This is a genomic window from Dactylosporangium sp. CA-152071 (assembly GCF_050936335.1).
Taxonomy (GTDB): domain Bacteria; phylum Actinomycetota; class Actinomycetes; order Mycobacteriales; family Micromonosporaceae; genus Dactylosporangium; species Dactylosporangium maewongense.
This window is the reverse complement of the sequence record NZ_JBNJMZ010000001.1, coordinates 8,462,217-8,477,164: the sequence shown is the minus strand read 5'-3', so window position 1 is coordinate 8,477,164 and position 14,948 is coordinate 8,462,217. Positions and strand designations below refer to the sequence as shown.

12 protein-coding genes are annotated in these 14,948 nt (G+C 72.7%); 1 reads left to right on the top strand and 11 read right to left on the bottom strand.

Going from position 1 to position 14,948, the window contains the following annotated elements; translation table 11 throughout:
- Positions 1–11: 11 nt before the first annotated feature.
- A complete protein-coding gene (locus tag ACQEVZ_RS38250; RefSeq protein ID WP_433375688.1) occupies positions 12–587 on the top strand; it encodes an AAA family ATPase in 576 nt (191 codons plus the stop codon).
- On the opposite strand, the gene ACQEVZ_RS38245 is transcribed toward ACQEVZ_RS38250, so the two are convergent.
- The 11 genes from ACQEVZ_RS38245 to ACQEVZ_RS38195 form a co-directional block, all read right to left on the bottom strand.
- Positions 576–1,613, bottom strand: a complete 1,038-nt coding sequence (locus tag ACQEVZ_RS38245; protein ID WP_433375685.1) for a class I SAM-dependent methyltransferase — start codon at positions 1,611–1,613, stop codon at positions 576–578. The genes ACQEVZ_RS38250 and ACQEVZ_RS38245 overlap by 12 nt on opposite strands.
- 87 nt (positions 1,614–1,700) lie before the next feature.
- Positions 1,701–3,773 carry a primosomal protein N' gene (locus tag ACQEVZ_RS38240; protein ID WP_433375682.1) on the bottom strand — a complete coding sequence of 691 codons (2,073 nt, stop codon included), beginning with the start codon at positions 3,771–3,773 and terminating at the stop codon, positions 1,701–1,703.
- A 194-nt stretch (positions 3,774–3,967) separates the two neighbouring features.
- Positions 3,968–5,161, bottom strand: coding sequence for a methionine adenosyltransferase (gene metK / locus ACQEVZ_RS38235; protein WP_344503570.1), 1,194 nt, complete (start codon positions 5,159–5,161; stop codon positions 3,968–3,970).
- 124 nt (positions 5,162–5,285) lie between these two features.
- Complete coding sequence (coaBC, locus tag ACQEVZ_RS38230; protein ID WP_433375677.1) at positions 5,286–6,515, bottom strand: bifunctional phosphopantothenoylcysteine decarboxylase/phosphopantothenate--cysteine ligase CoaBC; 1,230 nt, start codon at positions 6,513–6,515, stop codon at positions 5,286–5,288.
- A gap of 6 nt (positions 6,516–6,521) precedes the next feature.
- The gene (gene rpoZ / locus ACQEVZ_RS38225; RefSeq protein WP_033356843.1) at positions 6,522–6,788 is read right to left on the bottom strand and encodes a DNA-directed RNA polymerase subunit omega; all 267 of its coding nucleotides are present in this window, start codon (positions 6,786–6,788) and stop codon (positions 6,522–6,524) included.
- 236 nt (positions 6,789–7,024) lie between these two features.
- Complete coding sequence (gene mihF / locus ACQEVZ_RS38220; RefSeq protein WP_033356842.1) at positions 7,025–7,345, bottom strand: integration host factor, actinobacterial type; 321 nt, start codon at positions 7,343–7,345, stop codon at positions 7,025–7,027.
- A 120-nt stretch (positions 7,346–7,465) separates the two neighbouring features.
- On the bottom strand, positions 7,466–8,308 hold the full coding sequence (gene pyrF, locus ACQEVZ_RS38215; protein ID WP_344503568.1) for an orotidine-5'-phosphate decarboxylase: 843 nt from the start codon (positions 8,306–8,308) through the stop codon (positions 7,466–7,468).
- Complete coding sequence (locus ACQEVZ_RS38210) at positions 8,305–9,291, bottom strand: quinone-dependent dihydroorotate dehydrogenase (protein ID WP_433375672.1); 987 nt, start codon at positions 9,289–9,291, stop codon at positions 8,305–8,307. The genes pyrF and ACQEVZ_RS38210 overlap by 4 nt, the downstream gene beginning before the upstream one ends.
- 31 nt (positions 9,292–9,322) lie before the next feature.
- Entirely contained in the window at positions 9,323–12,625 is a 3,303-nt protein-coding gene (gene carB, locus ACQEVZ_RS38205) for a carbamoyl-phosphate synthase large subunit (protein ID WP_433375669.1), read from the bottom strand.
- Positions 12,618–13,730: a glutamine-hydrolyzing carbamoyl-phosphate synthase small subunit gene (gene carA / locus ACQEVZ_RS38200; protein WP_433375666.1), complete on the bottom strand. Its 1,113-nt coding sequence runs from the start codon at positions 13,728–13,730 to the stop codon at positions 12,618–12,620. The genes carB and carA overlap by 8 nt, the downstream gene beginning before the upstream one ends.
- Positions 13,727–14,932: a dihydroorotase gene (locus tag ACQEVZ_RS38195; protein ID WP_433377211.1), complete on the bottom strand. Its 1,206-nt coding sequence runs from the start codon at positions 14,930–14,932 to the stop codon at positions 13,727–13,729. The genes carA and ACQEVZ_RS38195 overlap by 4 nt, the downstream gene beginning before the upstream one ends.
- Positions 14,933–14,948 lie beyond the last annotated feature (16 nt).

The following is a 14,948-nucleotide window of genomic DNA, read 5'->3' as shown; positions in this document are numbered from 1 at the left end:
CGGAGCGCAGCGTGACCAGGCGTGGCCCGGCCGACGTCTGGGTGGTGGCCGGGCCGCCCGGGGCGGGCAAGTCGACGGTCGCGGACCTGCTGATCGGGCTGCTCGACCCGGTGCCGGCGCTGCTGGACAAGGACACGCTCTACGGCGGGTTCGTCGCCGCCACCCTCGCCGCCGCCGGCCGGTCCCCGGGTGAGCGCGAGGGTGTCTGGTACGACGCCAACATCAAGCTGCACGAGTACGCGGGGCTCGCCGCCACCGCCCGCGAGATCCGCGCCCGCGGCTGCCCGGTGGTGCTGTCCGCGCCGTTCACCGGCCAGATCTCCGACGCGGGCCGGTGGGCCGGGTTCGTGTCCTCGCTCGGCGGCGACGCCGTCCACCTGGTGTGGGTCCGCTCCGACCCGGCGACGCTGCGGGCCCGGCTCCTGGCCCGCGGCTCGCACCGCGACGGCCAGAAGCTGGACCGGTGGGACGACTTCCTCGCGGCGATCCCGCCGGACCGGCCACCGGCGGTCCCGCACCGCGAGGTGGACAACCGCGAGGGCGCCCCGCCCCTGGAGGCGGCCCTCAGGGCCCTGCTAGCGGGCTGACAGGACCAGGTTGGTCTGCGTGGTGGCGACGACCCGGACGTCGGTGAACCCGGCCTCGGCGAGCAGCCCGGTCAGCCGCGCCGCGCCCGCCTGCGCACCCAGCGCGGCGCCGCCCTCGGAGATGGCGTGCGGCACGCACAGGTACGTCGACGCGCCGTAGAAGAGCCGCCCGAGCGGGTGCAGGTTGTCCTCGACCCGGTCCCCGGCCAGGGGCTCGACGATCAGCCAGGTGCCGTCGTCGCTCAAGGTCTCCCGGACCCGCCGGGCGGCCCCGAGGGGGTCGCCGAGGTCGTGCAGCGCGTCGAAGATCGTCACCAGGTCGTAGCCGCCACCCGGGGGCGCGGGGAACCCGGCGGCGGTCGCGACCTCGAACTCGGCCCGGACGCCGGCCTTCGCCGCGGCGGCCGTCGCGGCGGCGACCGACCCTGGGTGCGCGTCGAAGCCGGTGACCGTCGCGGCCGGGAACGCCTCGGCGATGAGGACGGTCGCGGCGCCGTGCCCGCAGCCGATGTCGGCGACGCTGCCGCCGGCGCGCAGCCGGTCGGTGACGCCGTCGAGGGCCGGCAGCCACCCGCTGATGAGGTGCTGGGCGTAGCCGGGGCGGTAGAACGCGGCGACGCCCGCGTGCAGCGCCTCGTCGTGCTCGCCCCAGCCGATGCCCTCGCCGGTGCGGAAGGCGCGTTCGAGCCGGTCGGTGTCGCGCAGGATCGCGAGGCAGAGTTCGGCCGCCGCCGGCAGGTTCACCGGCCCGTCGGGGTCGAGCAGGACGTGCTGCTCGGGGCTCAGCGCGTACGTGCCGCCGTCGTGCGTCAGGTAGCCGCCCGCGGTGAGCGCGCCGGCCCACTCGCGGACGTAGCGCTCCGCGGTCCCGGACCGCCGCGCCAGCTCGGCGGTCGTCGCGGGGCCCTGCCGCAGCGCGGCGAACAGGCCCGTCCGCTCCCCCACGGCGATCAGCCCGGCCGACGGGCACGCGCCGAGGTCGGCGACGGCACGCTCCAGGAGGTCGTTGAACCGTTCGGTATCCATGCCATCCATGCAACCGCCTGCCGGGGGTGACTCCGGAGCGAGAAACAGGGCGAATCACAAGTTCAGAGCAGAGCAGGTCAGAGCAGGTCAGAGCAGATCCAGGGGGTCGACCTGGACGCGGACGGGGTCGGTGGCCTTGCGGGCGGAGCGCAGGCCGGCGGCGGAGCGCAGGGCGAGGGTGAGGGCACGGCCGCCGGACCGGCCGGTGCGGACCAGCATCCGCTCCTGGCCGTCGGCGGCGGGGACGGGGCCGAGGACCTCCGCGCCCTGCGGCAGCTTCGCCGCCGCCAGGAGGTCGGCGACGGCGGCCGGCGCGCCCGTCAGCGACGCCATCCGCATGACCGGCGGGAAGCCGAGCTCGCGCCGGTCGGCGAGCTCGCGGGCGGCGAGCCAGCCCGGGTCGAACCGCACGAGCGCCTGCACGACCGCGAGCGACGCGTCGGCGACCACGACGACCGTGCCGGTGTGCCGGCACAGGGACGCGGCGGTCAGCCAGCGGCGCAGCGCCTCCTCGGTGCCGCGCAGGTCGGCGCGGGTGAGCAGGGCCCAGGTGTCGAGGAGGAGGACGGCGCCGTACCCGCCGTGGGCCACGGGCTCCGCGCCCGGGGTCGACACGACGATCGACGCCTCGCCGGGGACCGTCGCGAGGACGCCGTCGCGGCCCGAGGTCCGCACCGGGGTGTCCGGGAACGCCCGGGCGAGCTCCTCGGCGGTCCGGCGCGCGCCGACGACGGAGGCGCGCAGGCGTCTGCTGCGGCATTCCGGGCAGGCGTACGCGGCGGCGACCCGTCCGCACCACCGGCACGACGGCGGCGCGGTCGCCGACGGCAGCGCGAGGGGTCCGGAGCAGTTCGGGCAGCGGGCCGGGGTGTGGCACTCGGCGCAGGCGACCGACGGGATGTACCCGCGCCGCGGCACCTGGATGAGCACCGGCGTGTTTCGCAGCAGCGCGTCGCGGGCGGCCCGCCAGGCGGCGGTGGGCAGCCGGGCCGAGACCGCTCCCGGGTCGCGGGCCATCTGGTCGTCCTCGCCGACGGTCACCACCTGCGGCATGTGCCGCCGCACGACGTCCCTGCCGGCGGCGACCTCGATGGCCCAGCCGGCCTCGACGAGCTGCTGGGCTTCGGCGGTACGCGCGAACCCTCCGACGATGATCCCGCACCCCGCCTGTTCGGCCCGGGCGAGCAGGACCTGCCGGGCGTGCGGGTACGGCGCCCTGGGCTCGGCGTGCAGGTCGTCGCCGTCGTCCCAGACGGCGACGAGGCCCAGGTCGGCGACGGGCGCGAAGCAGGCGGCCCTGGTGCCGATGACGACCTTCACGTGCCCGCGCGCCGCGGCGAGGAAGCGCCGGTACCGTTCGGCGGGCCCGAGCGCCGCGGACAGCGCCACGTGCGCCCCCGTGCCGCCGAGCGCACCGGTCATCGCCGCGTCGAGCCGGTCGAGGTCCCGGGCGTCCGCGACGACGATCAGCGCACCGCGCCCGCCGGCGAGGGTGCTCGCCGCGGCCTCGGCGAGCCGCGCCGGCCAGTCCTCCCCGGGCAGCGCGGTCCACACGGCGTGCGGCCGCCGCCCGCCGCCGAGGGCCCGCAGCAGCGCCACCCCCGCCGGGTACCGCCGCCACCCGGCCTCGGAGACCGCCGGCACCGCGGCGGGCGGGATCCCGGCGGACCGGGCGGCCGCCGAAGACGGCACGTCCGAAGAAGCCTCGCCCGGCGGAGCCTCGTCCGGAGACCCCTCGCCCTGAGACCCCTCGTCCTGAGAACCCTCGTCCGGAGACCCCTCGTCGGCGGCCGGCACGGAGGGTGAAGTTGCGGGGGAACGTTTCTCGGTGGCCGCGTGACGGGGCGGGACGGCGAGGCGGAGGACGTCGGACAGGGTGCCCGCGTAGCGGTCCGCGACCTCGCGGGCCAGGGAGGCGACCTCCGGCCGCAGCACCGGCTCCGGTGACACCACCTTGTCCAGGAACTGCAGGCGTCCCCCGTGCTCCGACTCCGCGACCCGCTCCAGCAGGAACCCGTCGGCGAGCTGGCCGGAGAAGCGGACCTTCACCCGTACACCTGGAACGGCGACCGCGTCGAGGGTGGTGGGCACCAGGTAGTCGAACGGCCGGTCCAGGTGCGGCAGCGGCACGTCGACGCAGATCCGGGCGACCGGCAGCACGGCGGCGGCCTCACGGGGCTTCGCGGTGCGCGACTTTCCCGCGACGCGCTCGGCGGCGGCTTTTCCGGTGGCCTTCGCGGCGGCCTTCCCGACCGGCTCCAGTGACGGGAAGAGACCGTCCTGTGATAGGCCGGAAATAGACGTTGACCGATCAATCTCGGTATCAGATTGATCGGCCAACGTCGAAGTGTGGATCAGGCGCCGGCGGCGGACTTCAGCTCGGCCGTGCGGCTCGCCTGCTCCCACGTGAAGCCGGGCAGCTCGCGGCCGAAGTGACCGTAGGCCGCGGTCTGCTGGTAGACCGGCTTGAGCAGGTCGAGGTCGCGGATGATCGCGGCCGGGCGCAGGTCGAAGACCTCGTTGATGGCCTTCTCGATCCGCTCGACCGGCACGACCTCGGTGCCGAAGGTCTCCACGAACAGCGAGACGGGGTGCGCCTTGCCGATCGCGTAGGCGACCTGGACCTCGCAGCGCTCGGCCAGGCCGGCGGCCACGACGTTCTTCGCGACCCAGCGGGTGGCGTACGCCGCGGAGCGGTCGACCTTCGACGGGTCCTTGCCGGAGAACGCGCCGCCACCGTGGCGGGCGTAGCCGCCGTAGGTGTCGACGATGATCTTGCGGCCGGTGAGGCCGGCGTCGCCCATCGGGCCGCCGATCTCGAAGCGGCCGGTCGGGTTGACCAGCAGGCGGTAGCCGTCGGTCTCCAGGCCCAGGCCCTCGAGCTCGGGGGCGATGACGTGCTCGCGCACGTCGGGGGTCAGCAGCGACTCGAGCGAGATGTCGGGCGCGTGCTGGCTGGAGACGACGACCGTGTGCAGCCGGACCGGACGCAGGCCGTCGTATTCGATCGTGACCTGCGTCTTGCCGTCGGGCCGCAGGTAGGGGATCGTGCCGTCCTTGCGGACCGCGGAGAGGCGGCGCGCGAGCCGGTGCGCGAGCGCGATCGGCAGCGGCATGAGCTCGGGCGTCTCGCTGCACGCGAAGCCGAACATCATGCCCTGGTCGCCGGCGCCCTGCAGGTCGAGGTTGTCGCTGCCGGAGCCCTCGCGGACCTCGATCGCGGAGTCGACGCCCTGGGCGATGTCGGGCGACTGGGCGCCGATCGACACGCTGACGCCGCAGGAGGCGCCGTCGAAGCCCTTCTTCGAAGAGTCGTAGCCGATGCCGAGGATCGTCTCGCGGACGATCTTCGCGATGTCGGCGTAGGCGCTGGTGGTCACCTCACCGGCGACGTGGACCTGGCCGGTGGTGATGAGCGTCTCGACGGCGACCCGGCTGCGGGCGTCCTGCGTGAGGAGCGCGTCGAGGATGCCGTCACTGATCTGATCGGCAATCTTGTCGGGGTGACCTTCGGTGACCGACTCTGACGTGAACAGGCGGCGGGCCAATGGTGCTCCTCAGGGGTTACGGCGTCGGTTTGGTTGGCTTCGCAGCAGTGTACGACTTGGCCCTCGAGAACCGACAAAGGCATGGTGGACTCCGGGCCGTCACATCGTCGTGGGGCCGGGATGATCAGGGCAAACGGTCGATTACGAGATCTAAAATCCTATCGGCAAGGTCGTCTTTGGGCAGTTCGGGCAGGGCCGAACGGGTCCCGTCGGCGCCGAGGATGACCGCCTGGTTGTGCTCCGCGCCGAAGGTCTTGCCGACCCCGACCTCATTCACGACGATCAGGTCCGCGCGCTTGCGGAGCAGCTTTTCGTGACCGTTCGCGACGGCCTGCTCGATCGCGGCGGTCTCGGCGGCGAACGCGACGAGCACCTGCCCCTCCGGCTTCGCCGCGCCGAGCTCCGCGGCGATGTCGGGGTTGGTCACGAGCTCCAGGGTGGGCGCGGTCCCGTCCACCTTCTTGATCTTGCCGGGGGCGAAGACCGCGGGCCGGAAGTCGGCCGGCGCGGCCGCCATGACCACGGCGTCGGCCTTCGCGGCCGCGTCCAGGGTGGCGACCCGCAGCTGCTCGGTCGTCTCGACCCGGACCAGGTCGGCGCCGGCCGGGTCGGGCAGCGCCACGTTGGCCGAGATGAGGGTGACCCGCGCGCCCCGGGCGACGGCGGCCCGCGCGATCGCGTAGCCCTGCTTGCCGGAGGAGCGGTTGCCGATGAAGCGGACCGGGTCGATGGGCTCGCGGGTGCCGCCGGCGGTGACGACCACGTGCCGTCCGGCCAGGTCGGCGGCGAGGCCGCCGCGGCGCAGGAGCCGCTGGGCGGTGGCGAAGATCGCGGCCGGGGCGGGCAGCCGGCCCTTGCCGGTGTCGGCTCCCGTGAGCCGACCCACGTCGGGCTCCAGGACCACGACGCCGCGGGAGCGGAGCGTGGCGACATTGGCCTGGGTGGCGGGGTGCTCCCACATCTCGGTGTGCATCGCCGGCGCGAAGAGCACCGGGCACCGGGCGGTGAGCAGCGTGTTGGTGAGCAGGTCGTCGGCGAGCCCGTGCGCGGCCTTCGCGAGAAGGTCGGCGGTGGCGGGTGCGACGACGACGAGGTCGGCCTCGCGGCCGAGCCGGACGTGCGGGACCTCGTGGGCGCCGGTCCACACGTCGGTGCTGACCGGCCGGCCGGACAGGGCGGCCCAGGTGGCCTCGCCGACGAACGTGAGCGCCGCCGCCGTCGGCACGACCCGGACGTCGTGCCCCGACTCGGTCAGCAGCCGCAGCAGCTCACAGGCCTTGTAGGCGGCGATCCCACCGGCGACGCCGAGAACGACCCTCGGCCGGTCACCGGCTCCGTCGTCCTCGGCGTGCATGTCGGACTAGACCTCTTCGATGCGCTCGGCGGTCAGCAGGCCGCTGTTGATCTCGCGCAGCGCGATGGAGAGCGGCTTCTCCTGCGGCGTGGTCTCCACCAGGGGACCCACGTATTCGAGAAGACCCTCACCCAGCTGGCTGTAGTAGGCGTTGACCTGACGGGCCCGCTTCGCCGCGAAGATCACCAGGGCGTACTTCGAGGTGGTCTTCTCCAGCAGCTCGTCGATCGGCGGGTTGGTGATGCCCTGGGGGTCTGCCACGGTTCCGGCCACGAAACAACCTCACGACTTTCCAATTGACAGCTCGCGAACCCGTAAACCTTACCAGGTCAGAGCGCGGGCAGTGGGAGCGCAGCGAGCATCGGGGGTCCGGGGTGAGAATCCCCCGGCGGGACCCGCCGCCTGCGGTGGGGCAGCTAGCGACTGCGCAAACACAACGCGCCCGGACCCAAGGGGTCCGGGCGCGCCGAGGTCTCAACACTGGTCCGGGGGGACCGGCCACGCGGCAGTCACTTGCCGCCGGCGAACTCCCCGAGCAGTGCCTTGCGCTGCTGGTCGCCCAGGCCGCGGAGGCGGCGGCTGTCGGCGATCTTCAGCTTCTCCATGATCTGCGTCGCGCGGATCTTGCCGATGCCGGGCATTGCCTGCAGCACGGCCGAAACCCGAAGCTTGCCGACGACGTCGTCGGACTCCGCACGATCGAGCACGGCAGCGAGGGTGGTCTTCCCCTGCTTCAGTTGCTCCTTCAGCTCAGCGCGAGCCTTACGAATCTCAGCCGCTTTTTCCAAAGCGGCCGCGCGCTGTTCCGGGCTCAGTGACGGGAGCGGCACCAGGTCTCCTCAGGTCCCTTGAAAAGAATGTTGATGGTCTAGCGCCGGGAAAACTAGCGGTCACGAGCCATTTCGGCAACGTGGGTATCGCATGATCGACGGCCGGTGGCGGCTTGATGATCAGGCGGTGACCGCCAGAGCGGCCGCGCATTCGTCACGCGCCCGCTCCGCGGCAGCACGCAGCGTGGCCACGTCCGGGCCCGCGCCGAGGATCTCCCGGGAGTACGACGGCAGCACGTCAGGGGCTTGATCACCGAACGCGGCCCGCAGTCCGTCGGCCTTGCCGCCCTGTGCACCGAGGCCCGGAGCCAGGATCGGTCCATTGAGGTTCGTCAGGTCGTGTCCGTGCTCACCGAGCGTCGCGCCGATCACGACGCCGACGTCGCCGAGAGGCGTCACACCCGCGTTGAGCTGCGCAATCTCGTCGACGACGGTCTGCGCGACGGTCCTTCCGCCGGCCCCGACGGCGCGCTGGACCGACGCGCCCTCGGGATTCGACGTCAGCGCGAGAACGAACGCGCCGAGGCCGTTCGCGGCCGCCTTGTCGAAGATCGGGCGCAGCGAACCGACCCCGAGGAACGGGCTGACGGTGATCGCGTCGGCCCGCAGCGGGGACGCCGGGTCGAGGTACGCGTCCGCGTACGCGGCGGCCGTCGAGCCGATGTCACCCCGCTTGACGTCGAGAACTACAAGAGTCCGGGTCGAGTCAAACTGTCGGATAGTCGACTCCAGCACCGCTATGCCCCTGGAGCCGAAACGCTCATAAAAGGCGGACTGGGGCTTGATCACCGCGACCCGGTCAGCCAGGGCCTCCCCCACCGTCCGACTGAACGCTTCCAGGCCCTTGACATCGTCGGAGAGGCCCCAGGCGGTCAGGAGGGAGGGGTGGGGGTCGATCCCGACGCACAGCGGCCCCAGCGCGTCCATGGCGGCCCTCAGCCGGGCTCCGAACCGTTCGCTCACGCGTGCTCCCTGGTGGCGTGGACGGCCTGCTTCACGAGGCGCGGGCCGTGGTAGATGAATCCGGTGTAGAGCTGCACGAGCGACGCCCCGGCCTCGAGCATGCGGGTCACGTCGTCGGCGGAGGTGATCCCGCCCACACCGATGACCGGCAGCCCGCTCTCCTTGGCGACGAAGCGCACGACCTCCAGGGCCCGCGGTGCGAGCGGGCGGCCGCTCAGCCCGCCGGTCTCGGTCGTCGTCACGCCCGGCCGGGCGACGGTCGTGTTGGTGGCGATCAGCCCGGCGACGCCCTGGGCCAGGCACACGTCGAGCAGCTCGCCGAGCGCCGCGTCGGTCAGGTCGGGGGCGACCTTCACCAGCACGGGCTTGCCCGCCCGGTTCTCCGCGTGCAGCGCGCCGAGCAGCGCCGTCAGGTGCGCCTTGTCCTGCAGCTCCCGCAGCCCCGGGGTGTTCGGTGAGCTGACGTTCACCGCGAAGTACGCGCCCTGGTCGTACAGCTGCCGGAAACTGCTGACGTAGTCCTCGACGGCGCCGGTCAGGGGCGTCACCTTCGACTTGCCGAGGCTGATCCCCAGCGGCACGGGCAGGGGCCCGAGGGCCTTCAGCCGGGCCGAGAGGGCCCGTGCGCCGCCGTTGTTGAAGCCCATCCGGTTGACGATCGCCTCCTGCGGGGGGAACCGGAACAGGCGGGGGCGGTCGTTTCCGGGCTGCGGGTGCCAGGTGACGGTGCCGACCTCGACGAAGCCGAAGCCGAGCCGCGGCCAGGCCCGCAGCGCCCGGCCGTCCTTGTCCATGCCGGCGGCGAGCCCGACCGCGTTCGGGAAGTCGATCCCGAACACGGTCCGGCGCGCACCGGGCGGGCTGTAGGCCCGCTTCGTCGACGGCACCCGCGACAGCCAGTGCAGGGTCCGCTCGTGCACCGTCTCGGCGTCACCGCCGCCGAGACGGAACAGAACCGGGCGGACCAGCCGCTCGTACGTCACGACGCCGCCTCCGGCAGTCGATCCTGACCGCTCACTGCTGCCCGCGCAGGGCGGCGTGCAGCTCCTGCAGCGGCCGGACCGTCATCTCGCCGCGCAGCAGCGCCTCGACGCCCATGACCGCGGCCGCCGCGCCCGGCAGCGTGGTGATGCACGGGATGTCGGCGACGACCGCCGCGCTGCGGATCTCGTAGCCGTCCTGCCGGCCGCTGGAGCCCTGCGGGGTGTTGATCACCAGGGCGACCTCGCCGCCGGCGATCATCGACACGGCGTTGCGGCCGCCGCCCTCCTCGAAGTGCTTCGGCACGATCTCGCAGGCGACCCCGTACCGGCGCAGCACCTGCCCGGTGCCGGCGGTGGCGACGATCGAGAAGCCGAGATCGGCGAGGCGCTTGACCGGGAACACGATGCCGCGCTTGTCCCGGTTGGCGACCGTGACCAGCACCGTGCCCGTGGTGGGCAGCGACCCGTACGCGGCGGCCTGCGACTTCGCGAAGGCGTGGCCGAAGGACGTGTCGATGCCCATGACCTCGCCGGTCGACTTCATCTCCGGGCCGAGCAGGTTGTCCACGCCCTTGCCCTCGATCGTGCGGAAGCGCTTGAACGGCAGCACCGCCTCCTTGACCGCGATCGGCGCGTGATCCGGCGGGGTCCCGCCGTCACCGGTCGCGGGCAGCAGGCCCTCGGCGCGCAGCTCGGCGATCGTGGCGCCGAGCGCGATGCGGGCCGCGGCCTTCGCCAGCGGCACCGCCGTCGCCTTCGACACGAACGGCACGGTGCGCGACGCGCGCGGGTTGGCCTCCAGGACGTACAGGACGTCGTCCTTCAGCGCGTACTGGACGTTGAGCAGCCCCTGGACGCCGATGCCACGGGCGAGGGCGACCGTGTAGCGCCGCACCTCGTCCAGGTGCACCCCGGCGAGGGTGATCGGCGGCAGGACGCAGGAGGAGTCGCCGGAGTGGATGCCGGCCTCCTCGATGTGCTCCATGACCCCGCCGACGTAGACCTCGCCGTCCTTGTCGCACAGCGCGTCGACGTCGATCTCGATGGCGTCGTCGAGGAACCGGTCGACCAGCACCGGGTGCGCCGGGGAGATCTCGGTGGCGCGGGCGATGTAGCCACTCAGGGTCTGCTCGTCGTAGACGATCTCCATGCCGCGGCCGCCCAGCACGTACGAGGGCCGCACCAGCACCGGGTAGCCGATCTCGTCGGCGATGAGCTTGGCCTCGCCGAAGCTGGTCGCGGTGCCGTGCGCCGGCGCGGTCAGGCCGGCCCCGGTGAGGAGCTTGCCGAACGCGCCGCGGTCCTCGGCCAGGTCGATCGCCTCGGGCGAGGTGCCGACGATCGGCACGCCCGCGTCGGCGAGCTGCTGGGCGAGGCCGAGCGGGGTCTGCCCGCCGAGCTGCACGACGACGCCGACGACGCCGGGGCCGCCGGCCGCCTTGCCGGACTCGTCCTCGGCGTGCACGACCTCCAGCACGTCCTCGAACGTGAGCGGCTCGAAGTACAGCCGGTCCGCGGTGTCGTAGTCGGTGGACACCGTCTCCGGGTTGCAGTTGACCATGACGGTCTCGAAGCCCTTGGCGCGCAGCGCCATGACCGCGTGCACGCACGAGTAGTCGAACTCGATGCCCTGCCCGATCCGGTTCGGCCCGGAGCCCAGGATGATGACCTTGGGCCGGTCCGACGGGGCGACCTCGGTCTCCTCCTCGTAGGTGCTGTAGTGGTACGGGGTGCCGGCCGCGAACTCGGCGGCGCAGGTGTCGACGGTCTTGTAGACGGGCCGCAGGCCGAGCCGCTGGCGGAGGCTGCGCACGCCGTCCTCGCCGGCGAACTCGGGCCGCAGCGCGGCGATCTGCCGGTCGGACAGGCCGGCCCGCTTCGCCGTGCGCAGCAGCGGCTCGTCGAGCACGGCGGCGCTGAGGATCTCGGCGCGCAGGTCGACGAGCGCGGCGATCTGGTCGACGAACCACGGGTCGAAGCCGCTCGCCTCGGACACGGCCGCGACGCTGTGCCCCTCCCGCAGCGCGCGTTCGGCGGTGTACAGCCGGCCGTCGTGCGGCACCTTCAGCGCTTCGATCGGGTCGACGCCCGCCTTGTCGGGGTAGGTCCAGAAGCCGGCGGCCTTGGTCTCCATCGACCGCATCGCCTTGCCCAGGGCCTCCTGGAAGGTGCGGCCCATCGACATGGCCTCGCCGACCGACTTCATGGTCGTGGTCAGCTCCGCGTCCGCGCCGGGGAACTTCTCGAACGCGAACCGCGGGATCTTCACCACGACGTAGTCGAGCGAGGGCTCGAACGCCGCAGGCGTCTTGAGGGTGATGTCGTTGGGGATCTCGTCCAGGGTGTAGCCGATGGCGAGCTTCGCAGCGATCTTCGCGATCGGGAAGCCGGTCGCCTTGCTGGCCAGGGCGCTGGAGCGGGAGACGCGCGGGTTCATCTCGATGACGACCAGCCGGCCGGTCTGCGGGTGCACCGCGAACTGGATGTTGCAGCCGCCGGTGTCGACGCCGACCTCGCGCAGCACGGCGATGCCGAGGTCGCGCAGCCGCTGGTACTCGACGTCGGTGAGCGTCATGGCCGGCGCGACGGTCACGGAGTCGCCGGTGTGCACGCCCATCGCGTCGACGTTCTCGATGGAGCAGACGACGACCACGTTGTCGTGCTTGTCGCGCATCAGCTCCAGCTCGTACTCCTTCCAGCCGAGCACGCTCTCCTCGATGAGGACCTCGTGCACCGGGGAGGCGACGAGCCCGCCGCCGGCGAGCCGCTCGAGGTCGGCGTCGGTGTGCGCCATGCCGGAGCCGAGCCCGCCCATGGTGAACGACGGCCGGATGACGACCGGCAGGCCGAGCTCGGCGACGGTCGCGCGGACCTCGTCCATCGAGTGGCACACCCGGCTGCGCGGGGTCTCGCCGCCGGCCTTGGCGACGATGTCCTTGAACAGCTGCCGGTCCTCGCCGCGCCGGATGGCGTCGATGTTGGCGCCGATGAGCTCGACGCCGTACTTGTCGAGCACGCCCGCCTCGTGCAGCGCGACGGCGGTGTTGAGCGCGGTCTGCCCGCCGAGCGTGGCGAGCAGCGCGTCGGGGCGCTCCTTGGCGATGACCTGCTCGACGAACTCGGGGGTGATCGGCTCGACGTACGTGGCGTCGGCGAACTCCGGGTCGGTCATGATGGTGGCCGGGTTGGAGTTGACGAGGCTGACCCGCAGCCCCTCGGCGCGCAGGACGCGGCACGCCTGGGTGCCGGAGTAGTCGAACTCGCACGCCTGGCCGATGACGATCGGGCCGGAGCCGATGACGAGGACGTGCCGGAGATCGGTCCGCTTAGGCATTGGTTTTCATCAACTCCGCGAATCTGTCGAACAGGTAGTCCGCGTCGTGCGGCCCCGCTGCCGCCTCCGGGTGGTACTGGACGGTGAAGGCCGGCACGTCGAGGCAGCGCAGGCCCTCGACGACCCCGTCGTTGAGGCAGACGTGGCTGACCTCGACCTCGCCGAACTCGGTGCTGGTGCGCCCTTCGCGGGGCGCGTCGACGGCGAAGCCGTGGTTGTGGCTGGTCACCTCGACCTTGCCGGTGGTCCGGTCCAGGACGGGCTGGTTGATCCCGCGGTGGCCGTAGCCCAGCTTGTACGTGCCGAACCCGAGCGCGCGGCCCAGGATCTGGCTGCCGAAGCAGATCCCGAAGAGCGGGATCCTCGCGGACATGACCTCCCTGGCCAGGCTGACCGGGGCGTCGGCGGTGGCCGGGTCGCCCGGGCCGGGCGAGAAGAACACCGCGTCGGCGTTCAGCGCGCGGATGTCCTCCAGGGTGGTGCTGGCGGGCAGCACGTGGGTGGTCACGCCGCGGGCGGCCAGCCGGCGCGGGACGTTGCGCTTGATGCCCAGGTCGATCGCGGCCACCGTGAAGCGGTGCTCGCCCTCGGCCTCCACGGTGTACCGCTCGGGCGTGCTCACCTCGGCGGACAGGTCCGCGCCGAGCATCTCGGGCTGCTGGCGGACGCGCTCGAGGATGCCGTCGCGGTCGTCGTCGACGCTGGAGACGCCGACGCGCATCGCGCCGCGCTCGCGCAGGTGGCGGGTGAGGGCGCGGGTGTCGACGCCGCTGATCCCGACGACCCCCTCGACCGCCAGCCGGTCCTGGAGGCTGCCGGAGGCGCGCCAGTTGGAGTAGGACCGGGCGGGGTCGCGCACCACGTAACCGGCGACCCAGACGCGGCCCGACTCGTCGTCCTCGTCGTTGATCCCGGTGTTGCCGATCTGCGGCGCGGTCTGCACGACGACCTGCCGGTGGTAGGACGGGTCGGTCAGCGTCTCCTGGTAGCCGGTCATGCCGGTGTTGAACACCGCCTCGCCGAAGGTCTCCCCGATGCTGCCGAAGGCCTCGCCGCGGAAGGTGCGGCCGTCCTCCAGTACCAACAATGCTGCTCTGCGCTTCACCGAGTCGCCTTTCCGTTCAACACCGTCGGCTCGCCGCGCAGGTAGGTCGCCTCGACGCGACCGCGCAGCTCCATCCCGGCGTATGGGGTGTTGCGTGACCGGCTGGCCATGGCGGTCGGGTCGACCGTCCACCGGACCTCCGGATCGAAGACCGCGATGTTCGCGACCTGACCGACCTGCAGGGCGTGGCCGTGCCCGGCGAGACCGGCGATCTTCGCCGGCGCGACGGACATCCAGTCCGTGATCCTGTCCCACTGCGGCCCCATCGTCTGTACGACGATCGCCAGGGCGGTCTCCAGGCCGAGCATCCCCGGCCTGGCGTACGCCCACTCGCACTCCTTGTCCTCGACGCTGTGCGGGGCGTGGTCGGTCGCGACGCAGTCGATCGTGCCGTCCTGCAGGCCCTTGCGCAGCGCGAGCACGTCGGCCTGGGTCCGCAGCGGGGGGTTCACCTTGTACACCGGGTCGTAGTCGACGGCGAGGTCCTCAGTGAGCAGCAGGTGGTGCGGCGTCACCTCGGCGGTCACCCGCCAGCCCTTGGACTTCGCCCAGCGGATCAGCTCGACGCTGCCGGCGGTCGACACGTGGCAGATGTGCAGGCGGGCGCCGACGTGCCCGGCGAGGAGCACGTCCCGGGCGATGATCGCCTCCTCGGCGACGGCCGGCCAGCCGGTCATGCCCAGGCGGGCGGCGACCTCGCCCTCGTTCATCTGCGCGCCGGTGGTCAGCCGCGGCTCCTCGGCGTGCTGGGCGACGACCCCGTCGAACGCCTTGACGTATTCGAGGGCCCGGCGCATCAGGCGCGGGTCGTGCACGCAGTGGCCGTCGTCGGAGAACACGCGGACCTTCGCCGCGGAGTCGGCCATCGCGCCGAGCTCGGCGAGCTGCTCGCCGCCCAGCCCGACGGTGACGGCGCCGATCGGCTGCACGTCGACCAGGCCCGCCTCGCGGCCCAGGCGCCACACCTGCTCGACGACGCCGGCCGTGTCGGCGACCGGTGACGTGTTGGCCATCGCGCACACGGCCGTGTACCCGCCGAGCGCGGCGGCCCTGGACCCGGACTCGACCGTCTCGGCGTCCTCCCGCCCGGGCTCCCGCAGATGGGTGTGCAGGTCCACGAGCCCGGGAAGCGCGATCTTGCCACCCTTTTTGTCCGGATTTATACGGACAATGACCCCGTCTTCGACGGTGATCTCGCCCAGCTGGGTGTCCGAGATG